The sequence below is a fragment of the Streptomyces sp. DG1A-41 genome, from assembly GCF_037055355.1.
In the GTDB taxonomy this organism is placed as follows: Bacteria; Actinomycetota; Actinomycetes; order Streptomycetales; family Streptomycetaceae; genus Streptomyces.
The window spans coordinates 481,045-503,112 of sequence record NZ_CP146350.1; the positions used below are offsets into that span (position 1 = coordinate 481,045).

General features: G+C 71.2%; 16 protein-coding genes and 7 pseudogenes. 12 read left to right on the top strand and 11 right to left on the bottom strand.

Features of this window, described 5'->3' with window-relative positions; translation table 11 throughout:
• Positions 1-27: 27 nt before the first annotated feature.
• Complete coding sequence (paaB, locus tag V8690_RS02355) at positions 28-321, bottom strand: 1,2-phenylacetyl-CoA epoxidase subunit PaaB (protein WP_338775627.1); 294 nt, start codon at positions 319-321, stop codon at positions 28-30.
• Positions 318-1,304 (bottom strand): 1,2-phenylacetyl-CoA epoxidase subunit PaaA, encoded by a 987-nt coding sequence (paaA, locus tag V8690_RS02360; protein WP_338775628.1) that lies wholly within the window; start codon positions 1,302-1,304, stop codon positions 318-320. The genes paaB and paaA overlap by 4 nt, the downstream gene beginning before the upstream one ends.
• Positions 1,305-1,464: 160 nt before the next feature.
• Between paaA and paaK the strand changes: the two genes are divergently transcribed.
• Positions 1,465-2,808: a phenylacetate--CoA ligase PaaK gene (gene paaK / locus V8690_RS02365; RefSeq protein ID WP_338775629.1), complete on the top strand. Its 1,344-nt coding sequence runs from the start codon at positions 1,465-1,467 to the stop codon at positions 2,806-2,808.
• Positions 2,809-2,816: 8 nt separating this feature from the next.
• On the opposite strand, the gene V8690_RS02370 is transcribed toward paaK, so the two are convergent.
• From V8690_RS02370 to V8690_RS02385, 4 genes and pseudogenes are all read right to left on the bottom strand, one after another.
• Entirely contained in the window at positions 2,817-4,073 is a 1,257-nt protein-coding gene (locus V8690_RS02370; RefSeq protein ID WP_338775630.1) for a PP2C family protein-serine/threonine phosphatase, read from the bottom strand.
• A 115-nt stretch (positions 4,074-4,188) separates the two neighbouring features.
• Entirely contained in the window at positions 4,189-4,947 is a 759-nt protein-coding gene (locus V8690_RS02375) for an IclR family transcriptional regulator (protein WP_338785217.1), read from the bottom strand.
• 87 nt (positions 4,948-5,034) lie between these two features.
• A pseudogene (locus V8690_RS02380) lies at positions 5,035-5,340 on the bottom strand (substrate-binding domain-containing protein); the annotation flags it as partial.
• 155 nt (positions 5,341-5,495) lie between these two features.
• Positions 5,496-7,124, bottom strand: coding sequence for a family 43 glycosylhydrolase (locus tag V8690_RS02385; RefSeq protein WP_338775631.1), 1,629 nt, complete (start codon positions 7,122-7,124; stop codon positions 5,496-5,498).
• 157 nt (positions 7,125-7,281) lie between these two features.
• Between V8690_RS02385 and V8690_RS02390 the strand changes: the two are divergent.
• The 4 genes and pseudogenes from V8690_RS02390 to V8690_RS02405 all read left to right on the top strand — a co-directional run.
• Positions 7,282-7,529: pseudogene (locus V8690_RS02390) on the top strand (family 43 glycosylhydrolase); the annotation flags it as partial.
• Between the two features lie 63 nt (positions 7,530-7,592).
• Positions 7,593-9,338, top strand: coding sequence for a hydrogenase maturation protein (locus V8690_RS02395; RefSeq protein WP_338775632.1), 1,746 nt, complete (start codon positions 7,593-7,595; stop codon positions 9,336-9,338).
• A pseudogene (locus tag V8690_RS02400) lies at positions 9,335-9,495 on the top strand (hydrogenase); the annotation flags it as partial. The gene V8690_RS02395 and the pseudogene V8690_RS02400, both read left to right, overlap by 4 nt.
• 94 nt (positions 9,496-9,589) lie before the next feature.
• Positions 9,590-11,263, top strand: coding sequence for an NAD-dependent malic enzyme (locus tag V8690_RS02405; RefSeq protein ID WP_338775633.1), 1,674 nt, complete (start codon positions 9,590-9,592; stop codon positions 11,261-11,263).
• Between the two features lie 192 nt (positions 11,264-11,455).
• On the opposite strand, the pseudogene V8690_RS02410 reads toward V8690_RS02405, so the two are convergent.
• From V8690_RS02410 to V8690_RS02420, 3 genes and pseudogenes are all read right to left on the bottom strand, one after another.
• Positions 11,456-12,025: pseudogene (locus tag V8690_RS02410) on the bottom strand (carbohydrate ABC transporter permease); the annotation flags it as partial.
• Positions 12,026-12,048: 23 nt separating this feature from the next.
• A pseudogene (locus V8690_RS02415) lies at positions 12,049-12,606 on the bottom strand (sugar ABC transporter permease); the annotation flags it as partial.
• Between the two features lie 39 nt (positions 12,607-12,645).
• Positions 12,646-13,353, bottom strand: coding sequence for a TetR family transcriptional regulator (locus V8690_RS02420; protein ID WP_338775634.1), 708 nt, complete (start codon positions 13,351-13,353; stop codon positions 12,646-12,648).
• Between the two features lie 254 nt (positions 13,354-13,607).
• On the opposite strand from V8690_RS02420, the gene V8690_RS02425 reads away from it, so the two are divergent.
• The 4 genes and pseudogenes from V8690_RS02425 to V8690_RS02440 all read left to right on the top strand — a co-directional run bounded on the left by V8690_RS02425 (position 13,608) and on the right by V8690_RS02440 (position 17,956).
• Positions 13,608-14,930 carry a UDP-glucose/GDP-mannose dehydrogenase family protein gene (locus V8690_RS02425; RefSeq protein ID WP_338775635.1) on the top strand — a complete coding sequence of 441 codons (1,323 nt, stop codon included), beginning with the start codon at positions 13,608-13,610 and terminating at the stop codon, positions 14,928-14,930.
• A 91-nt stretch (positions 14,931-15,021) separates the two neighbouring features.
• A complete protein-coding gene (locus V8690_RS02430) occupies positions 15,022-16,230 on the top strand; it encodes a glycosyltransferase (protein WP_338775636.1) in 1,209 nt (402 codons plus the stop codon).
• A gap of 210 nt (positions 16,231-16,440) precedes the next feature.
• Positions 16,441-16,794: pseudogene (locus tag V8690_RS02435) on the top strand (MFS transporter); the annotation flags it as partial.
• 118 nt (positions 16,795-16,912) lie between these two features.
• Positions 16,913-17,956, top strand: coding sequence for an MFS transporter (locus V8690_RS02440; RefSeq protein WP_338775637.1), 1,044 nt, complete (start codon positions 16,913-16,915; stop codon positions 17,954-17,956).
• Positions 17,957-18,053: 97 nt separating this feature from the next.
• On the opposite strand, the gene V8690_RS02445 is transcribed toward V8690_RS02440, so the two are convergent.
• Positions 18,054-18,446, bottom strand: coding sequence for a hypothetical protein (locus V8690_RS02445; protein ID WP_338775638.1), 393 nt, complete (start codon positions 18,444-18,446; stop codon positions 18,054-18,056).
• Between the two features lie 291 nt (positions 18,447-18,737).
• Here V8690_RS02445 and V8690_RS02450 point away from each other — a divergent pair, with 291 nt between their 5' ends.
• From V8690_RS02450 to V8690_RS02460, 3 genes and pseudogenes are all read left to right on the top strand, one after another.
• The gene (locus tag V8690_RS02450) at positions 18,738-19,670 is read left to right on the top strand and encodes an ornithine cyclodeaminase family protein (RefSeq protein WP_338775639.1); all 933 of its coding nucleotides are present in this window, start codon (positions 18,738-18,740) and stop codon (positions 19,668-19,670) included.
• Positions 19,667-20,842, top strand: coding sequence for a DSD1 family PLP-dependent enzyme (locus V8690_RS02455; protein WP_338775640.1), 1,176 nt, complete (start codon positions 19,667-19,669; stop codon positions 20,840-20,842). The genes V8690_RS02450 and V8690_RS02455 overlap by 4 nt, the downstream gene beginning before the upstream one ends.
• Positions 20,843-20,909: 67 nt before the next feature.
• A pseudogene (locus V8690_RS02460) lies at positions 20,910-21,086 on the top strand (transcriptional regulator); the annotation flags it as partial.
• A gap of 360 nt (positions 21,087-21,446) precedes the next feature.
• On the opposite strand, the gene V8690_RS02465 reads toward V8690_RS02460, so the two are convergent.
• Positions 21,447-21,935: a MarR family winged helix-turn-helix transcriptional regulator gene (locus tag V8690_RS02465; RefSeq protein ID WP_338775641.1), complete on the bottom strand. Its 489-nt coding sequence runs from the start codon at positions 21,933-21,935 to the stop codon at positions 21,447-21,449.
• Between the last annotated feature and the right edge of the window lie 133 nt (positions 21,936-22,068).

The following is a 22,068-nucleotide window of genomic DNA, read 5'->3' on the forward strand; positions in this document are numbered from 1 at the left end:
GCCTGTTCCTCGATGGCCTCGGCGGGACTAGATGTGCGGGACGTCGTCGGGGATGTCGTAGAAGGTCGGGTGCCGATAGACCTTGTCGGCGCTCGGGGCGAAGAACGGGTCCTTCTCGTCACGCGTCGAGGCGGCGATGTGCTCGGAGCGCACGACCCAGATGCTCACGCCCTCGTTGCGCCGCGTGTACAGGTCACGGGCGTGGGTGAGCGCCATACGGTCGTCGGCGGCGTGCAGCGAGCCCACGTGGACGTGGTTCAGCCCGCGCTTGCCGCGCACGAACACCTCGTACAGCGGCCACTTCTGCTTCCCGTCGGTCATGCCACCGCTCCCTTCCGCGCGCGGGTGGCCTGCTTGGCGGCGTGGGCGGTGGCCGCCTCACGCACCCAGGCGCCCTCCTCGTGAGCCGTGCGGCGCCGCTCCATCCGCTGGGCGTTGCACGGGCCGTCGCCCTTGATGACCCGCATCAGCTCGTCCCAGTCGGGGGTGCCGAAGTCGTGGTGTCCGCGCTCCTCGTTCCAGCGCAGCTCGGGGTCGGGCAGGGTCACGCCGAGCTTCTCGGCCTGCGGGACGGTCATGTCGACGAAGCGCTGACGCAGCTCGTCGTTGCTGTGCCGCTTGATCTTCCAGGCCATCGACTGCGCCGAGTTGGGCGAGGCGTCGTCGGGCGGGCCGAACATCATCAGCGACGGCCACCACCAGCGGTCCACCGCGTCCTGCGCCATCTCCCGCTGCGCCGGGGTGCCGCGCATCATCGTCATCAGCAGCTCGTAGCCCTGCCGCTGATGGAACGACTCCTCCTTGCAGATCCGCACCATCGCGCGCGCGTACGGCCCGTACGACGACCGGCACAGCGGCACCTGGTTGCAGATGGCGGCCCCGTCCACGAACCAGCCGATCACCCCCACGTCCGCGAAGCTCAGCGTGGGGTAGTTGAAGATCGAGGAGTACTTCTGGCGGCCCTCGATCAGCCGCTCGGTCAGATCCGCCCGGTCGGCACCCAGCGTCTCGGCCGCCGAGTACAGATACAGCCCGTGCCCGGCCTCGTCCTGGACCTTCGCGAACAGAATGGCCTTGCGGCGCAGCGACGGCGCACGCGTGATCCACTCGCCTTCCGGCTGCATGCCGATGATCTCCGAGTGCGCGTGCTGAGCGATCTGCCGGACGAGCGTCTTCCGGTAGCCCTCCGGCATCCAGTCACGCGGCTCGATCCGCTGGTCCCGCGCGATCGTCGCGTCGAAGTGCTGCTGGAGAACCGGCTCGGCGCCGTCCGCCCCTCGGGGGCTGGAGTGTGTCGTGTCCATCCGTCCCACTTCTTCCCAACCGACCATTCGTTCGGTCCATCATAGAACGACCCCGCGCACCTTGGTAAGACCCTGATCCTTGACAGGCCTCGGGGCGGCTGGATTACTTGGCGAAGCCGAAGCTAACCGAATGGTCGGTCGGGTACAAGGTGGTGCTGAAGTGAGCCGTACAGCTGACACGGCGGCAGGGCGGCGGCAGGGCGAGCCCCTCCCCCACGGCTTGCGGGACGACGCCGAGCGCCTGACGCGCGAGGAGCTGCGCGACCTCCAGCTCGACCGTCTGCGCCGGAGCCTGCGCCACGCCTACGACAACGTGGAGAGGTACCGGAAGAAGTTCGATGACGCCGGTGTCGGACCTGACGACTGCCGCTCACTGGAGGACCTGTCCCGCTTCCCCTTCACGACCAAGGTCGATCTGCGCGACACCTACCCGTTCGGTATGTTCGCCGTCCCCATGGACCAGGTCCGGCGCGTCCACGCCTCCAGCGGCACGACCGGCCGTCCCACGGTCGTCGGCTACACGGAGAACGACCTGTCGATGTGGGCGGACCTGGTCGCCCGCTCGATTCGTGCAGCGGGCGGCCGTCCCGGCCACAAGGTGCACATCTCCTACGGCTACGGCCTGTTCACCGGCGGCCTCGGCGCGCATTACGGGGCCGAGCGGGCCGGGTGCAGCGTCATCCCCGCTTCAGGAGGCATGACCGCACGCCAGGTGCAGATCATCCAGGACTTCCAGCCCGAGATCATCATGGTCACCCCGTCCTACGTGCTCACCCTGCTCGACGAGTTCGAACGCCAGGGCGTCGACCCGCGCTCCACCTCTCTGCGGGTGGGCATCTTCGGTGCCGAGCCGTGGACGGAGGAGATGCGCCGCGAGATCGAGGAGCGGATGGACATCCACGCCGTCGACATATACGGCCTGTCGGAGGTGATCGGCCCGGGTGTCGCCCAGGAGTGCGTGGAGACCAAGGACGGCCTGCATGTGTGGGAGGACCACTTCCACCCCGAGGTCGTCGATCCGATCACGGGCGAGGTGCTGCCCGACGGCGAGGAGGGCGAGCTGGTCTTCACGTCCCTGACCAAGGAGGCCCTCCCGGTCGTCCGCTACCGCACCCGCGACCTGACCCGGCTGCTGCCCGGCACGGCCCGGCCCGCTTTCCGCCGTATCCAGAAGATCACCGGCCGCTGCGACGACATGATCATCCTGCGTGGGGTGAACGTCTTCCCCAGCCAGATCGAGGAGATCGTGCTGCGCACGCCCGGCGTCGCGCCGCACTTTCAGATCCAGCTGACCCGGCGCGGCCGCATGGACCACATGACCGTCCACGTCGAATCCCGCCCCGGCACGCCCGCCGACCGGCGCGAGGCCGCCGCCCGCGCGATCACGAAGGACATCAAGGACGGAGTCGGCGTCACCGTCGACGTGACGATCGTCGAACCGGAGACGCTGGAGCGCTCCGTCGGCAAACTCCGCCGGGTCAAGGATCTGCGAGGGGAGCAGTGACACCGCCCTCACCGGGAGCACCGGGCCGCGGCGGCCGGGCCGTGAGCGGGCACCTCGGGCTCTCCCGCTTCGGATGCGTCGGATGTTTCTGATGCTTCGATTGCTTCCGATGCTTCGATTGCTTCGGATGCGGCCGGTTTGCGGATCAGGAGCAGTGCCGCGTCGTCGTGCAGCCGGCCGCCCACGTGGGCCAGCAGCTCGTCGTGGAGCGCGCCGAGGGTGCGGGCCGGCTCGTGGGACACGTGTCGCTCCAGCCCTTCGGCGAGCGGATAGAAGGTACGCCCGCGATCCCGGGCTTCGGTGACCCCGTCGGTGTAGAGCAGCAGCTGGTCGCCGTCGTCGAAGGGGAGTGAATGGAGGCTGGGCGCGTGACCGGCGAGGGCGCGCAGCCCGAGGGGCGGGGACGGACGGGCGGGCTCCACCGCCGTGACGCTCCCGCAGGCGCGCACCAGCAGCGGAGGCGTGTGCCCGCAGTTCACCACCTCCAGACGCCCGTCCTGCGGGTACCCGGCGACCACGGCGGTGACGAAGTCGTCGTGACCGAGGTTGCGCGCCAGACTCCGCTCGATCCTGTCGACCACGGCGAGGAGGTCGGGCTCGTCGTGGGCGGCCTCGCGGAACACCCCGAGCACCAGCGCGGCGGTCCCCACGGCGGGCAGCCCCTTGCCCCGCACATCGCCGACGATCAGTCGCACCCCGTGCGGGGTGGGTATCAGGGCGTAGAGGTCCCCGCCGATACGGGCCTCGGCCGCCGCGGCGCTGTAGCGGACGGCCACCTGGAACGGTCCGACGGTCGACGGCACGGGCTTGAGCAGCGCGTGCTGGGCGGTCTCCGCGACCGAGCGGACAGCCGCTAGCACCCGCTCCCGGCGCCCCCGCAGGACGCCGGCCAGGCCACTCGCGAGGGTGACAGCCACCAGGGCCGACAGTACGGCGGCCAGTTCCCGGCCCGGGATACCGTCCCGGAAGCCGAGCGTCGCGCCGAGGGCGAGGGCGAGGAGGCCGACCCAGAGGACTCCGCGCGGCCCGTTGGTCGTGGCGGCGAGGGCCGGCCCGGCCGCGAGCAGGGGGAGCCAGATCATGCCGGCTCCGCCGACGAGGTCGACGAACACGATGACCGTGACGATCAGTACGGGCAGGACGGGTGTACCGGCGGCCAGCTGCGCGAATGCGCGTCTGCGGGCCGAGGCCCGGGCACCGGCCACTCGGTTCCTGAACGGCCGTACGGCCCAGTGGTCGTCACCGAGGTCTCGGGGGTGGCTCATGTCTGTGTCCGTGGTCCTCACCTGTGAGCGGGGCGCCGAGCTGGGGGCACACCTCTGAAATGTCTGTTTCATCCAGAAAACGGGGTGACCTGGGACACCGGCAAGGAGCGGATTTTCAGATAGTGAGCGAGAGGCTCCTCGTCACGCGGCTCGCGGTCGGAAGCAGCCGCCCGCTGATCTCCGGCAGCCGGGAGAGCCGGTTCGCCGGCAGCGAGACGCCGAGGGAACCGAGTGTGTCCCCGCTGTAGACCGGGACGGCGACGCAGACCGTGCCGAGGGCGTACTCCTCCAGGTCGGTGACGGCCGGGGCCAGGGGCGAGGTGTCCAGCCGCCGGAGCAGTTCCGGCAGGCTGGTGATGGTCCGCGGGGTGAGGTCGGCGAGGTGGTGGCGGGAGAGGTAGTCCTTGCGGGAGTCCTCGTCCAGTTCCCTGAGCACGGACTTGCCCAGTGCGGTCGCGTGTCCCGCGTCCTCGAAGCCCACCCAGAGATCGACGCGGGGCGTCCCGGGGCCGTCGACGATCTCGGCGACCCGGATCTCGCCGTCCTCGTAGAAGGTGAGATAGGCAGGGGTCGCGAGCTCGTCCCGCAGTGCCGCGAGCGTGGGCCGGACGCGGCTGAGCAGCGCCTGCGCGCGCCCCGTGCTCCGAAGGGTCTGCAACTTGTCGCCGAGGACGAACCCACCGTCGTCCAGCTTCCGCACGTAGCCGTCGTGCACCAGCGTCCGCAGCAGGTGATAGGCGGTGGCCAGAGGCAGGCCGGTCTCACGCGCCAGCTGCTTCGCCGGCGCGCCGTTCTGGTGTGCGCTCACCGCCTCCAGCAGCCGCATGGCCCGCTGGACGGAGGTGATGAGCGTAGGGCCGTCTTGCGCACCCATAGGACCAGCGTGCGTCAGCGGTACGGCCGGGGCAAGGCCGGGGGCGCCGCCGCATCGCCGGAGTGACGGCGGCGCCCCCGGCAGCCAGCGGGACGGCGGAGGCGCGGTCGAGGCGCGGACCACGACCGGGGGTGGTTCTCCGGTGACGGTTCCGCGTCCGGTTCCTCGGTGGCCTGGACCAGGAGCCGGAGTCCCTCGCATGCCACGGCGTCGAAAGGCCGGCGCACCGTGGTCAGCGGTGGGGGTCACATACGCGGCGGCGGGGATGTCGTCGAAGCCGACCACGCTCATGCCGTCCGGTACGCGCCGTCCGGCTTCCGTCAGGGGGGCGGATCACGCCGACGGCATGGCGTCGTTGGCGGCGAGCACGGCGGTGACGGCACCGTCGGCGGCGGGTGCCCCAGCCGGGCCACGTCCACGCTGCGCGGCGCGGGGCCGCCGGTCCGTCCTCCCGCTGGCGTCATTGGTCTCTGCCTGTGTCCTGCCGGACTGCGCAGTCATGCGTACTCAGGGAGACGGGCCGCGCCAGGACGCCGGGCGTCGTGCGCTCAGCGCATCGCCCGGTACGTCACCTCGTCGAAGTCCGCGTGGTGGCCGGCCCCGGTGAGGTCCCAGGCCCACAGACCGACGAACGCGCCCGTGAAGCCGAGGGAGCGGATCTGGCCGTCCTCGATGTGCTCGGCGTGCTCGTCGGACAGGACCGTCGCGTCCAGGGCGAGGCCGAACGGATGCCAGCCTCCGCCCGTGTCGTACCGGAAGCGCAGCTCGGCCCCGTCGAAGTCCACGCCGAGCCTCAGTCGCGTGGTGACGCCGAGCTGTGCCTGACCGGCCTCGTCGACACTCAGCACGCCCCGGTCGCAGCTCGCCGCGCGCAGGACGGTCCGTCCCTCGTCGTCCACGGTGACGTGCAGGTGGTACCAGTTGCGGGTGTTGTAGTACGCGGTGATCCCGGCCAGGTGCTGGAACCCAAGGGGCCGGTACTCCATCGTCGCCTCGAAGGAGCAGCGTGCCGATGTGACGCGGCGCGCCACCAGGCTGGGTCCGACCAGGCTCTGGGGCGAGCGCCCGCCCCGAAGCCGCAGGTGGGAGGGGCGTTCGGTGAGAGAGACCCAGTCGGGGGTCGCGGGGCGGCGCAGGGTCGACCATTGAGGTCCCAGGGTCGGCTCGTCGAATCCGTCGGTGCCGTCACCGTCCGGGTGGTGCCCGAAGGGCACGGTTTCGGAGCCCGAGAACAGGACAGGAGCCGGCACCTCCAGGGTGGGCAGTCCCGTCTCCGTGCGCAACCAGCCGTCGGCGGTCCACGTCACGCACGCCAGCGCCGTCTCCCGGCCCAGCACGCACGGCCCTCGACGCCCCTGCGGCCGGGCCACGAGGTAGGCCAGGTACCACTGGCCGTCCCCGGTCTCCACCAGGCTGCCGTGCCCGGCCTTCTGGAGGGGCAGGTCGGGGTGGTCGCGGGCGGTGAGGAGCGGGCCGTTCGGGTCGCGCTCGTAGGGGCCCGTCAGGGTGCGCGAGCGGGAGACGGTGACCTGGTGGTCGTAGCCGGTGCCGCCGTCCGCGGTGAGCAGGTAGTACCAGTCGCCGTGGCGGTAGAGGTTCGGGCCTTCGATCCAGCCGGCCTGCGGCGGCAGCTCGATCCGCACGGGGTCGCCGACCAGGCGGCGCTCGGCACGGTCGTAGCGCCGGGCCTCCAGGCCGGCGGAGCCGCCGTGGCCGGGGCGCCAGTCGTGGACCAGGTTCAGCAGCCGGCTGTCCGCGCCGTCGTGGAACAGGGAGACGTCGAAGCCGCGGGCGTGCAGCGGCACCGGATCCGACCAGGGGCCCTCGATGGAGGGCGCGGTGACCAGGTGGTTGGGGCAGTCGGTGAAGCCGCCCAGGTACGTGGAGACGTTGCTGTAGACGAGGTGGAAGAGGCCGTCCGCGTGGGTGAGGCTGGGCGCCCACACGCCGCCGGAGTCGGGGCAGCCGGTCAGGTCCAGCAGGCGGGTGTCGGCGAGGGCGCCGCCGAGGGGGCGCCAGTGCACCAGGTCCGTGGAGTGGTGCAGGCGCACGCCCGGGTACCACTCGAACGTCGACGTCGCCAGATAGAAGTCCGGCCCCACCCGCAGGACCGACGGGTCCGGGTGTGAGCCGGGCAGGACCGGGTTGCGGATGACGCCGGCCGGCCGGATTCCCATGTGCTGTCCCCTCGTGACGCCCGCTCCGGCGTGCGCCGGGTGATCACCGCAGGACCGTAATGTCGAATGCGTTCGCGAGCAACGCCGGCCTGGGGCGGGCACGAGGTGGGCGCTCGTCCACCCCCCCCACCTGACGACGGGAAGACGGTCGGCGGCGGTCTTCCAGCGGTCCAAGACCAACGAGGTGTACGGCCTCGGCCACAACGGCTTCTTCACGTCGCCGGACGGCACGGAGGACTGGATGGTGCACCACGCGAACAGCTCGGCGAACGGCGACTGCGACATGAACCGCCCGACGGTACGCCGAACTTCGGCACCCTGGTGGGCCTGGGCGTCCCGCTGACCGCGCCGTCGGGCGAGCAGCGGGACCCCGCAGGCGATCCGGATGGAGCAAGAGGCCTGTGAAGACCGGCGAAACGCCGCCGTGGTCCTTCTCGGGCCTCCCCCGACCGGCGACCATGCCATGTCATGGACATCTTGCTCGTCGCCAGCGCGTTCAACAGCCTGTCCCAGCGTGTGTACGCGGAACTGTCGGACCAAGGGCACCACGTGGACGTCGTGCTCGCCTCGCACGGCGCCGACGCGGTCCGGGCCGCCGTACGCGAGGTGCGCCCGGAACTGATCGTGGCGCCGATGCTGAAGTCGGCCCTGCCGCAGGACGTGTGGCAGGAGCACACCTGCCTGATCGTGCACCCGGGGCCACCCGGCGACCGCGGCCCGTCATCGCTGGACTGGGCGATCGCCGAGGAGGCGCCCGAGTGGGGCGTGACGGTACTCCAGGCCGAGGCCGCGATGGACGCGGGGGACATCTGGGCGGAGGGGTCCTTCCGGGTGCCGCCGGCAGGCAAGAGCGACGTGTACCGCAACGAGGTGTCCGACGCCGCCGCGGCAGCGGTGCTGCTGGCCGTACGGCGGTTCGCCGACGGATCGTTCAAGCCGCGGCCGCAGAGCGATCCCGGGATCAGCGTGGTGTGGCGCGACTCCTTCCGCCAGGAGCAGCGGCGGATCGACTGGGAGAGCGACAGCACCGACACGGTGCTGCGCAAGCTCCGCGGCGCCGACTCACAGCCCGGCGTCCTGGACGAGGTGTGCGGCCGGGAGGTGTTCCTGCACGGCGGGCATCCCGAGGACCGACTGCGCGGACACCCTGGCGAGCTGCTCGCGACACGGTCCGGGGCGGTCTGCCGGGCCACCCGCGACGGTGCGGTGTGGATCCCGAATCTGCGCGCCCGCAAGAACTCCGGCGACCCGGCACCGTTCCGGCGTCCGGCGGCCTCGGTCCTCGCCACCTTCCCGGCCCCGCCCGGCAGCGGCCCGGGCATGCCGAGTTCGAGCGACCGCCCGTACTGGCTGCCGGAGATCGCCGCCCCGCTCGAACTGCCACCGAACCGCACCACCTGGACCGACATCCGCTACCGGCAGCGGGACGGCATCGGCTTCCTGTCCTTCTCGTTCCCGGGCGGGGCGATGAGCACCAACCACTGCCGCAGGCTGCTCGCCGCCTACCGGTACGCGCTCACCCGCCCCACCTCGGTGCTGGTGCTCGGCGGTACCCGCGACTTCTTCTCCAACGGCATCCACCTCAACGTCATCGAGGCGTCGAGCGACCCTGCGGGTGAGTCCTGGTCCAACCTCCTCGCCATGAACGACCTGGTCGAGGCCGTGCTGCGCACCACGGACCGGCTGGTGGTGGCAGCGCTCGGCGGCAACGCGGCGGCCGGCGGTGTCATGCTCGCCCTGGCCGCCGACGAGGTCTGGTGCCGCACGGGCAGCGTCCTCAACCCGCACTACCGGAACATGGGCCTGTACGGATCGGAGTACTGGACGTACTCGCTGCCGCGCCGTGTGGGAGCCGAGACGGCCGAACGGCTGACGAGCGAGGCGTTGCCGGTGAGCGCCGCGACGGCTGCGCGGATCGGCCTGGTGGATCGTCTGGTGCCCGCCCATGCCAGGGAGTTCACGACCGAGGTCGAGCGACTGGCTGCCGCACTCGCCGACGACCCGGACCTCACACGCCGGATCACCGCCAAGACCACGGCACGTCACGCGGATGAGCTCCAGCGCCCCCTCGCCGAATACCGGCGGACCGAACTCGCCCGCATGCGCGCCATCTTCTTCGACCCGCAGGCCCCGTACCACGCGCTGCGGTCCGCCTTCGTCCGCAAGGTCCCGAGCGGCTCCGCCCGGCCGCTGGCGACCGAAGGTGCGCGATGACTGCGCGGCTGCTCGTGGCGGCGTCGGCAACATCTTCCTCGCGGACGACGCTTTCGGCCCCGAGGTGATCTGCGCCCCGGACCAGTGCCCGCTGCCGCCCGAGGTGCGGGTACGGGACTTCGGCATCCGCGGGATGGGCCTCGCGTACGCATTGCTCGGCACTCATCGGTGAGCCGAAAATCACATGGCCGTTCAGCCGAACAGCGCAAGTCACCTGCACGAACCGGTGAGTCCTGGGAAGGCGTCACACCATGGACCAGGCGATGAACCAGCAGCCCCGCACGACCACCAGCCCCGCCGTCACGACCCTGGCCGACCCGCTGGTCAACAAGGGCACCGCCTTCAGCCGGCAGGAGCGCGCCGAGCTCGGCCTCGACGGGCTGCTGCCACCCGCCGTGGAGAGCCTGGACGAGCAGGTCGCCCGCGCCTACGAGGCGTTCCACGGCTACGACAAGCCCCTCAACCGGCACATCTACCTGCGTCAGCTCCAGGACACCAACGAGGTGCTCTTCTACCGCCTGGTCACCGAGTACCTGGAGGAGCTGCTGCCCGTCGTCTACACGCCGACGGTCGGTGAGGCCTGTCAGCGTTTCAGCGAGATCTACCGGCGGCCGCGCGGGCTGTTCCTGACGTGGGAGGACCGGCACCGCTTCCGGGACATCCTGCGCAACCGCCCGCACCGCGACGAGGACGTGGACGTCATCGTCGTCACCGACGGGCAGCGCATCCTCGGCCTGGGCGACCAGGGCGTCGGCGGGATGGGCATCCCGATCGGCAAGCTCAGCCTCTACACGGCGATCGGCGGCATCCACCCCGCCCGCACCCTGCCGGTCCTGCTGGACGTCGGCACCAACAACGAGGACCTGCTCGGCAACCCGCGCTATCTCGGCCGCCGCGCCCGCAGGCTGACCGGCGCCGAGTACGACGAGATGATCGAGGCCTTCGTCTCGGCGGTCGAGGCGGAGCTTCCCGGAACGCTGCTCCAGTGGGAGGACTTCGCCACCGCCCACGCCTATCCCATCCTCTCGCGCTACCGGGACCGGCTGCTCACCTTCAACGACGACATCCAGGGCACGGCGGCCGTCACGCTCGGCGCCCTGTCCACCGCTGCGAACGTGTCCGGCACTCCGCTGTCCGAGCAGCGCCTGGTGATCCTGGGGGCGGGGTCGGCCGCCATCGGTGTCGCCGACATGATCCGGACGGCCATGATCGAGGAGGGCCTGTCCGAGGAGGAGGCCACGGCACGGTTCTGGATCCTCGACGTCGACGGCCTGCTGGTGCAATCGCGCACGGAACTGACGCCGCAGCAGCGGATGTTCGCACGCGACGACAGCGAGGTGAACGGCTGGGACGGCACCGGCCTCGCCGAGGTGGTGCGCCGGGTCGAGCCGACGGCGCTCATCGGGCTGTCCACGGCTCACGGAGCGTTCACGGAGGAGATCGTGCGGCAGATGGGCTCGGCCTGCGAACGGCCCGTCATCTTCCCGCTCTCCAACCCCACCTCCCACTCCGAGGCCGAACCGGCGGACCTCACCCGCTGGACCGACGGCCGGGCGCTGATCGCCACCGGCTCGCCCTTCCCGCCGCTCACGGTGGACGGGCACGAGGTGCCGGTGGCGCAGTCGAACAACGTGTACGTCTTCCCGGCCATGGGGCTGGCGGTGACCGCGAGCGGGGCCACGCGCGTCACCGACCGCATGATGGTGGCCGCCGCCCGGGCCGTCGCCGAGTGCGCGGTACGGGCGGCGGACGGCGCGGACGGTCCCGTGCCGCTGCTGCCGCCCCTGACCGGGATGCGCGAGTCCGCTCGCGAGATCGCCCTGGCCGCGGCACTCGCCGCCGTCGAGGACGGCGTGGCCCCGCGGGCCACCGAGGCGGAACTGCGCGAGGCGATCGCGAAGACCCAGTGGACACCGCGGTACTAGGCGCTGTCGCCCGTTGCACGCAAGTCAGTTCTGCTACTGAAGTCGGTTGCTGCTCCTGTGTGCGTGTGCTTCGGCGAGGAGGAGGTAGCTGGCGGCGGTCCAGGTGTAGGCGTGGTCGCTCAGACCCGTGCCCGTGAGGGCGTCGAAGTCCTCGGCGAAGCCGGCGGCGACGTAGCGCTGGGCCACCACGAGGTTGCCGATGTAGTGGTAGATGCCGAGGGTGATCGGCTCGTGCGCGCCGCCGTTGACCAGGGTGCCGGCGAAGACGAAGTCGGACCAGGACCACAGGAACGCGAACAGGGACACCGTGACCACGGCGTTGCGGCTCATCGGCAGGACGACGGACCAGGGCCCCCGGCGCCGTCCGTCTTCGCGGCCTGGAGCAGTTCGCCGGGAATGCCGGACATGAACGCCGTGAAGATGAGCACCGCGAACGGAACGGCCAGGGTGGAGCCGGCGACGATCAGGCCGGGGACGGACCGGAGCAGGCCGAGCTGGAGGTAGATGGCGTAGAAGCCTATCGCCATGATGATGCCGGGGATCATCTGGGCGACCAGGAAGAGGAAGCCGAGCGGTCCGCCGCCGCGCGGGCGCAGTTTGGCCAGGGCGTAGCCGGCGGGGCGGACAGTGCCACCGTCAGGACGACGGTGCCCAGACCGATGACGAGGCTGGTACCGAGGTAGGGCAACTGCTCGTCGAGGACGGTGCGGTAGCCGGCCAGGGCAGGTCCGGCGGGCTCTTGCGCCTGTCCTGGTCGCGGGTGAGGGTACGGCTGGGGCTTCGGTTCATGACAGCGCCTGCTTTCGCTGGATGCGGATGTAGACGAGGCCGAACACCAGGGCGGCGACGACGAGCAGGTTGCCGACGGCCGCTCCGGGGCCGAAGGCGGGCAGGAGGTTGCCGAAGCCGAGCTGGTAGGACCAGGTGGCGAAGGTGGTGGGCGAGTCCGCCGGGCCGCCCTTGGTCATGATCCGGATGATGTCGAAGACCTTGAGCGTGTAGACCAGGCCCCAGGAGCAGGGTGATCGCGGACACCGGGCGCAGCAGCGGGAAGGGTGATGCGCCAGAAGCGCTGCCAGGCGTTCGCCCCGTCCAGCACCGCGGCCTCGTACAGGCAGGCGGGGATGGACTGGAGGCCGCTGTGGAGCACGACCAGGTTGAAGGGGACGCCGATCCAGATGTTGGCGATGATCACCGAGGCCGGTGACCAGGACGGCGAGGTCAACCAGTTCACCGGGTCGATGCCGACGGTGCTCAGCAGGGCGTTGACGATGCCGGAGTCGCTGTTGAGCATCCACGACCAGGATGGAGGCCGACACGATCAGCGGGAGCAGCCAGGGCACGTCGTGACCCGCCCTTCCGCCTGACAGGTCGCAGCACCGTCAGTTGTCGCCGGTGGCGCGTTCCTCGTCCTCGTCCCCAACCCCGGCCGCCTCTTCGTCTTTTACCGGCGCCGTGCCCAGCAGGACCTCGATGCCCGCGCGCAGATAGCGCTCCAGCGTGGCGTCCGGCGCCGAGACAAGGGCGGGTGGGCGGATCTCCGTGCGCATCAGGCTGGTGCCGAGCATCCAGGCCGCGAGGAGTTCCGCCCGCAGGTCGGCGTCGGGGCCGTCGAGGCGGGCGGCCAGGCGCTTGGAGAACACCTCCGTGAAGTCCGCGCGCAGCCGCGCCACCGCCTCGTCCCGGCCGGAGGACCGCAGCACGGAGAGCACCGGATGCGGGAAGTCACCCTCCTTCGGCTGCCCCATGAGCAGCGCGCAGAACCAGTCGGGTATCGCCTCGACCGGCTCGTTCAGCAACGGCTCGAACATCTTGTGGGAGCTCGAAACGTCGTTGAACAGCGCTTCTTTCGAGCCGAAGTAGCGGTAGACGAGGGCGGCGTCCACGCCCACGTCGCCCGCGATGTCGCGCACGCTGGTGCCCTCGTAGCCGTACTTGCCGAATCGGAAGGACGCGGCGGCCCGCAGCGCGGTGCGCGTCGCCGAGGCCGAGCGTTTGCGGGCGGGCCGGCGGACCGCCTCCTCGGCTGCCTCGCCGTTGTGCACTCCGGTCACGTACCGCACCTCCGTGGTCCTCGGCGCTTCCGCCATCCGCCCATGTTCCAGTCTGTGGCGGCTGTCTCAAAGTCACCGATCGATGTCATCAGTCGTTGACTTACATTCTCGCCGCATGCGATACCTGACTCACGTCAACGACTGGTGACTTGAGTCCTGGCTCTGCCCGGGCCGTACGACGAAGTCGGCCCCCTCCAGGTCCGCCCGCACGATGCGATCGAGCGCGCCCCCCACGCACCCCTCGACCGCCGCAAGCGGGCACCCCCACCGACCGGAAAAGGTGATCTTCTGTGCCTGCTCGACGCGTCGCCGTGATCGGAACCGGCTACGTCGGACTGACAACCGGCGCCTGCCTGGCCTCTCTCGGGCACTCTGTGGTGTGCGCGGACGCCGACCCGCACAAGGTCGAGCGGCTGCGCGAGGCCCGGGTGGACATCCTGGAGCCCGATCTGCCCGAGACCGTCCGGGACGCCCTGGACGCGGCCCGGCTCGACTTCACCGGCGACACCGCGGCCGCCGTCGCCGAGGCCGAGGTCGTGTTCCTGTGCCTGCCCACGCCCATGGGGGCGGGCGGCGCGGCCGATCTCGCCGCCGTGGAGGCCGTCGCCGCGCAGATCCGCGACGTACTGCCGCCCGGCTGTGTCGTCGTCAACAAGTCGACGGTGCCCGTCGGGACGTGCGAGCGCGTCGCCGCGCTGCTCGGCCGGGACGACGTGGCCGTGGTGAGCAACCCGGAGTTCCTGCGCGAGGGCCGCGCCGTCCACGACTTCCTGCACCCCGACCGGATCGTCATCGGCGCCGCCGACCGGGACGCCTCCCGGCGCGTGGCCGACCTGTACGCCGGACTGGACGCGCCGCTGGTGCTCACCGACGCCGCCAGCGCCGAACTGACCAAGTACGCGGCGAACTTCTTCCTCGCGATGAAGCTGTCCTTCGCCAACAACCTCGCCACCGTCTGCGAACGCTTCGGCGCCGACATCAACGATGTCACCGAGGGCATCGGCCGGGACCCGCGCATCGGCTCCGCGTTCCTGCGGCCCGGGCCCGGCTGGGGCGGCTCCTGTCTGCCCAAGGACACCCACGCCCTGCTGACCGTGTGCGAACTGGCCGGGGTCGACTTCCCCCTGCTGCGCGCCACCATCGAGACCAACGTCACTCACCAGCAGCAGCTCGTCGATCGGGTCGCCGCCGCGTGCGGGCGCGGTGAGGACGGCTCGCTGCACGGCGTACGACTCGCCCTGTACGGCCTGACCTTCAAGGCCGGCACCTCCGACCTGCGCGACTCCCCCGCGCTCTCCGTCGCCCGGCTGCTGCGCGAGCGCGGCGCCGAACTCACGGCGTACGACCCGGCATTGCGCGAGGACCGGCCCGATCTGAGCGATCTCGTCGACCTCTCCGACGACCCGGTGCGGGCGGCGGAGGGGGCGGCGGCCTGTCTCGTCCTCACCGAGTGGCCGGAGCTGCGCGACCTCGACTGGGCGGCGATCGCCGCTCGCATGTCCGGCCATGAGGTCCACGACTTCCGCAACCTGCTGGACGCGGACCGGCTCGCGCGGGCCGGGCTGAACTGGCACGGCATCGGACGCGCGGAGGCACCGACGCGGGTGGCGTGACCCGTACGGGGCGACCGGTGCGCTGCCTTCCACCCCCTCCTCACCTCCGAAGAACTCCCAGAAGAAGAATGCGAAGAGAAAGGCTCACCCCATGCGGGTTCTGTGCACCACGCTCGGCAGTCCCTCCCACGGGCGTGCTCAGCTGCCCCTGTTGCGCGCCCTCGCCAAGGCCGGGCATCAGGTGCTGGTGGTCACCACCGAGGCCCTCGTCCCCGTCTTCCGTGACGACGACGTACAGGTCGACGCCGCTTTACCGGAGTTCGATCCGCTCGCCACGATGGGCCCGTACCTCGCCGAGCTCGGCGACGCCCCCGACCTGACGGAGCCGACGGCGGCGCTGGACCGGCTGCTGATGCGCCACGTGGCCGGGCCGGGAGTCAAGCCTCACCTGGACGTCCTGCTCCCCCTCGCCCAGGAGTTCCGGCCCGATGTCATCCTGCGGGACGGCATGGACATGGGCGCGGTACTCACCGCCGAACTGCTCGGCGTACCGCAGTTGCCGACGCCTTCCGGGTTCAGCAACATCCTGGACCCCGCCGAGCTGCTGCCGCAGCTGAACGAGCGGCGCGAGGAGCTGGGGCTGCCCGTGCGGGACGACCCGCTGTCCGTCGTGCCGCACGGCCGCGTGGACTATGTGCCGCCCGCCTTCTCGTTCGCCCGGCACCTGCCCCAGACGTGGGCCTATCGGCAGACGGTGGACGTCGAGCGCGGCGGGGTGCTGCCGGAGTGGGCCGCCGGACTCCCCACGGACAGGCCGCTGGTGTACGCCGCGATCGGTACCGTCCTGCCGAAGATGCGTGAGCGCATGGCGGACCGGGAAACGCCGCTGCCCGTGAAGCTGCCGGACCCCACCGAGAGCCTGCGCGCGATCGTGGGGGCGGCCGCCGAGCTGGACGACTGCACGGTGGTCGTGTCGACGTCCGGGGTGCCGGTGGACACCGAGGGGCTGCCCGGGCACGTCCACGTCGCGGAGCGGGTGCCGCAGCCGCTGCTGCTGGAGTCGGTCGACCTGTTCGTCACCCACGGCGGCTTCAACAGCATCCGCGAGGCCATGCGCACCGGCACGCCGCTGGCGGTCCTGCCGCACTTCGGGGACCAGCCCGCCAACGCGGAGCGCGTGGAGGAGCTGGGCCTGGGCCGTCACATCACGGACCGCAGCGCGGCCGGCATCACCGACGTGTGCCGCAAGCTCCTCGCCGATCCCGAGCCCCGGGCGCGGGCCCGGTCGGCCCAGCTGGCGATGCTGACGCTGCCCGAGGTCGATCAGGCGGTCGGCGACCTGGCCGGCCTCGCCGGATAGCCGCCCGGGCCTCGCCCGCCACGCCCGCCCCCGGCGCGGGCCGCTCCGGAGCCCCCGGGGCGGCCCGCGCCCGCGAGCCGTACCCGCCCCCACCTCCGAGGACGACACGTGACCTTCTCCGACACCCAAGAACAGGGCGCGGCCGGGGACATGCCCCCGCGGCTCAGTCACCGGCAGATCACCACCGTCATGTCCGGGCTGGTGCTCGGCATGTTCCTGGGGGCGCTGGACCAGACGGTGGTCTCGTCCGCGCTGCGGACCATCGCCGACGACCTGCACGGGCTGACGGCCCAGGCGTGGGTGACCACCGCGTACCTCATCACCGCCACCATCGCGACGCCGCTGTACGGCAAGCTCTCCGACATCCACGGCCGCAGGCCCGTCTACCTCGCCGCGATCGCCCTGTTCACCGTCGGCTCGTTGCTGTGCGGATGCGCCACGTCGATCTACGAACTCGCGGCGTTCCGCGCCGTGCAGGGTCTCGGCGGCGGCGGGCTGATGTCGCTGGCGATGACGATCGTCGCCGACATCACCACCCCGCGCGAACGGGGCCGCTATCAGGGCTACTTCATGGCCGTGTTCGGCGGCGCCAGCATCGTCGGCCCGCTGGTGGGTGGCGCGTTCGCGGACCGTGCCGAGCTGCTCGGCCTCAGCCGGCTGGCGGTGGATCTTCCTGATCAACGTGCCGCTCGCCGCCGCGGCCGCGGTGGCGATCACGCGCGTGCTGCGTTTCCCGCACCGGCGGGTGCGGCACCGGCTCGACTACGCCGGGGCGCTCGCCCTGGCCGTGGGAGTGGTGCCGCTGCTGACGGTCGCCGAGCAGGGCCGTACCTGGGGGTGGGACTCGCCCCGGGCCCTTTTGATGTACGCGATCGGCGTGGCGGGGCTGGCGGTGTTCGTCGTGGTGGAGCGGCGGTCGGGTGATGCCGCGCTGCTGCCGCCGCGCCTGTTCCGCATCCGGACGTTCCGGCTGGGCGTCGGGCTGCACTTCGTCGTCGGCATCGGCATGTTCGGCGCGATGACGACGCTGCCGCTCTATCTCCAGATCGTCCGCGGCATGAGCCCCATCGCGGCGGGACTGGCCACTCTGCCCACGGTCGCCGCGAACCTCGCGGTGACGCTGCTGACGGGCCGGATGATCGCCCGGACCGGCCGGTTCAAGGTCCATCTCGTCGCCGGTGTCGGCTCGTTCACCGCCGCGATGCTCGTGTTCGCCACGCTGCGCGTGGACAGCCCGCTGTGGCACCCGGCGCTCGGCATGGCCCTGATGGGCGCGGGACTCGGTGCGTCGATGCAGACGCTCACCACGCTCGCGCAGTGCGAGGTGCCCCGTACGGACATGGGCGCGGCGACGGCATCCGTCAACTTCTTCCGCTCCAACGGCGGCACGGTCGGCACCGCGGCGTTCCTGTCGATCCTGTTCACCACGGCGGCCGGCAGCATCGCCGAGCGACTGGGCGAGGCCAGCCACGATCCGGCCTACCGCCGCCTGCTGTCCCAGCCCGACAACGCGCACGCCCTGATGGGCGTCCTCCGCCCCGGCGGCGGCGTGAACCTGGAGGACTCCGCCTTCCTGCGCACCCTCGACCCGAGCGCGGCACTGCCGTTCCTGGAGGGCTACGTCACCTCGATGCGCATCGTCTTCCTCACCGGTGCCGCGGTGTCCCTGGCCGCCTTCGCGCTGGCGGCCTGGCGGGTCCCTGACCTCACGCTCTCCGACGAGTAGCGTCCGGAAGCTCGAACCCGGATATCCCCTTCTGTGCCGGCTACAGGCCCCCGTCACATGCGCGACGCCACCTGCGCTCACGCCGACGCACGCCGGGCTACCCCGCCAGCGCGCCCATCGCCCCGAGCAGCACGGCCAGGGGAACAGTGCCCTCGCAAGCCACCCACGCGGTGGCGGCCCCGTCCAGGCAGGCGAGCGCCGCGGCGGCCAGTGCGCTCGGCCTGGTGTCCTCCGGCCGGTCGGGGTCGGCCCCCAGGCGCCGGGCGATCTCCGGCACCAGCAGTTCATGCCGGCCCAGTTGCTCCTCATGGTGCCCGGCGCGCAGCGACGGGGTCTGCCGGAGCATGCGCAGATAGCCGAGTGCCTGCTCGGGCGCTGCCTCGTTCATCCGCGTCAGGACGTCGAAGGACCGGCGCAGCGCCCCCCAGGGCGGTTCGTCGTCGGGACGGGCGGCGAGCGCCTCCGCGATCCGGCGACCGGATTCCGCCAAGCGCCCGAGGACGATTTCTTCCTTGGTGCCGAAGTACCGGAAACAGGCTGGCGCGCGACAGACCCACCTCGGCGGCGATCTGGTCGACGGTCGCCCGGTCGAACCTCTGTACGGACGGGCTCGGTCACGCTGAAAGGGTCTGCCAGGACTCTACTTGATACCGAGTATCAGACCGGCGGGGCGACGTCACGGCGAGGAAGCCGTACCCCCTGGACGACCCACCGGAGGACAATCTAGATTGTCCGTCTAGATTTGGACAATCAGTCCAGCGACATCTCTGGGACGGGCTTTGTGAACCTGCTGCACATCACCGAGGAGCAGACCGCCGCGCTCATGGACGAGGACCTGGCCCTCGAAGCGGCCCGCGCCGCCTTCGCCGTGACCGTGGACGGCCCGGTCTTTCCCAGCCTCGCCGTCCACGCGTCGGACCCGCGCAACCGGTTCACCCTCAAGCCGTCCGCTTCGGCGACGCACGCCGGGGTGAAGATCGGCACCTACTGGCCGGGCAACGCGGAGCACGGGCTGCCGCGCCACCACTCCACCCTGCTGCTCTTCGACCAGACGACCGGCAGGATCGCGGCCGTCCTGGAGGCCGGCACCGCGAACGCCTACCGGACCGCCGCAGCCGACGCCCTCGCCGTCGATCTGCTGGCCCGTGCCGACGCCACCACCCTGGCTGTCTTCGGCACCGGACACCAGGCGGCCTACGAGGTGGCGGCCGTCAGCCGCATCCGTCCCGTCGACGAGGTCCTGGTCGTGGGACGAACCGCCGAGCGGGCCGGGCAGATGGCCGCGGCACTGGTCGCGGAAGGACACAACGCTCGTGGTGCCTGCGCCGAAGAAGCATGCGCCCGGGCCGATGTGATCGTCACCGCCACCACCGCGACGATCGACACCCCGCCGCTGTTCGAGGCCGCGTGGGTCCGACCCGGTACGCATATCTCCTGCATGGGCGCCGACGCCCCCGGCAAGCGGGAACTCCCGTCCGACCTGTTCGCCCGCGCCCGCGTCTTCTGCGACCTGCCCGAGCAGGCCCGCCGCATGGGCGAGAGCCAGCACGCTCCTGCCGAGGCCGTCCTCACCCCACTCGGCGAGGTTCTCACCCACCGCGCCGCGGGACGCACCGACGACAGCGACATCACGATCTTCGACAGCTCCGGACTCGGGCTACAGGACCTGTATCTGGGCCTGGCCCTCCTGAAGAAAATGGACATCTCCCTGTGACCACCCCACCCGCCACCAGCCCCGGCGCGGGCCAGACGCTTGCCGACCCCGACACCCCGTTCGCCGTCGTCGACGTCCACAGAACCCGGCGCAACATCGAGCGGCTGGCAGCCAGGGCCGACCGGCTCGCGGTCGCCCTGCGTCCCCACGTGAAGACGGCCAAGAGCCTCGACGTCGCCGCCCTCCTGCACCACGGCTCCTCCTGCCCCATCACCGTCTCCACCCTCGCCGAGGCCGAGGCGTTCGCCGACGGCGGCTACACCGACATCACCTACGCCGTCGGCATCGACCCCCACAAACTCCCGCGCGTCGTCGCGCTGCTGCGCCGCGGCGTCACACTGCGCATCCTCCTTGACAGCACTGCCCAGGCGGAGTTCGTCGCCGAAGCCTCTCGCCGGGCCGGCCTTCCCATCCCCACCCAGATCGAGATCGACTGCGACGGCCACCGCGGCGGCCTCACGCCCGACGCCCCCGCGATCGTCGAGATCGGTCGCATCCTGCACGACGCGGGCTGTCTGGACGGCGTGCTGACCCACGCGGGCGAGTCCTATTTCGCCCCCACGGCCGAGGAACAGCGCCTGGCGGCGAAGAACGAACGCGACACCGCCGCCACCGCGGCCGAGCGACTGCGCGCGGCCGGCCTGCCCGTGGACACCGTGAGCGTCGGCTCCACCCCCACCGCCCACGCCGCCGAGGACCTCACCGGCGTCACCGAACTGCGCGCCGGCAACTACGTCTTCTTCGACCTGGTCATGGCCGGCCTCGGCGTCTGCCGCATCGAGGACCTCGCCCTGTCCGTCGTCGTCACCGTCATCGGCCACCGCCCCGAGTACGGCTGGATCGTCACCGACGGCGGCTGGATGGCCATGTCCCGCGACCGCGGCACCTCCGTCCAGGCGCAGGACCAGGGCTACGGGCTGGTCACCGACCTGTACGGCACCCTCGTCCCGGGCCTGGTCATGACGGCCGCAAGCCAGGAACACGGCACCCTCACGGCCCGCGACGGCGCCCAGCTGCCCGACCTGCCCGTCGGCACCCGGCTGCGCATCCTGCCCAACCACGCCTGCGCCACCGCCGCCCAGCACCAGGGCTACCACGTCATCGACAGCACCAGGACCACGAACACCGCACCGGCGATCCAGGCTTTCTGGAAGCGCGTCACCGGCTGGTGACCAACCGATCTGGGACTCGGTATCAACCCCGGAGCGCAGGGCTCGGACAGTCGCCGGCGTTGTGCGCATGAACGCGGGCAAGAGCCCCGCAGATTCACACTTCTCTTCCCTGATCCAGGAGTTGTCGCAGAAGAGCGAGGAGTTCCGGCAGGCGTGGGCCCGGCACGAGGTGAGCTGCGGAACCATCGGCGAGACCGTGCGGATGAGGCATCCGCTGGTGGGAGAATTCGACCTCGTCCACGAACCCATGACGCTGCCCGGGGGCTCCCCCATGCGGCTGATCACCTACCACGCCGAGCCGGTTCCCGCTCCGAGGAAGCCCTGCGGATGCCGGCCAGTTGAGAGATGGAGCCGCTGCGCTGAGAGGATGCGGCGCGCGCTGTCATGCGGCCGGCACCGAGGCTGGCGACATCCGGGCCAGCGGGGCGGAAGCGTGGATGGGACCGGGGACGCGGGACGAGGGCAGGCCGGTGCCGTCGTTGACGCGGGCCGGGCAGCGGGTCAGAGTAACGGCCAGGCAGAGCGGCAGTGCTGGTACTGCTCGCCGTCCGGCGGGGCGCGAAGCCGTACCGGCCGCAGCGGAAAGCGCCAGGGGCCGGCGATCTCAGTCGTCGGCGTCGCGCAGCGCCTCGTTGATGTCGTTCAGCGCGCCGGTCAGCCGGGCGTAGTCGTCACGGCCCACTGGCGCGACGAAGTAGCGCTCGACGACATCGGAGTGAACGGTCGCGGCCTGAAGGAACACGGTGCGGCCGTGATCGGTCGGTTCCACCAGCACGCTTCTGCGGTCGTCCGGTGACGGGACACGGCAGACGAGGCCGGCTTCCTCCATGCGGTCGATCAGCCGGGTGGTGCCACTGCTGGTGAGGGTGAGGTCGTCGGCGAGCCGGCGCTGGGAGACCTCCTCGCCCGGCTTGCGGCACAGCCTGATGAGGACTTCCAGCATCGTGTGACTGATCCCGCACTCCCGTCGCAAAGCGGTGTCGATCCGCTGCTCCAGGCGGGTCGCGGCTTTGATCAGCAGCCCGAAGTCGTGAACGAGGTGGCTGTTGGCGGCGCGAGCGGCCTCGTCGCCCCGCCGGGTCGCGGCATTCACCTGCCCGGGTCCTCCCATCGTGACGGTCCTGGCCTGTGAGTTTACTGCCACCTCACCTACTGACGTCTCAATTACTGAGCAATCAATTGCTGACTGCTCAACTAAATCCTATGGTGGACACCACCCCGCCGGC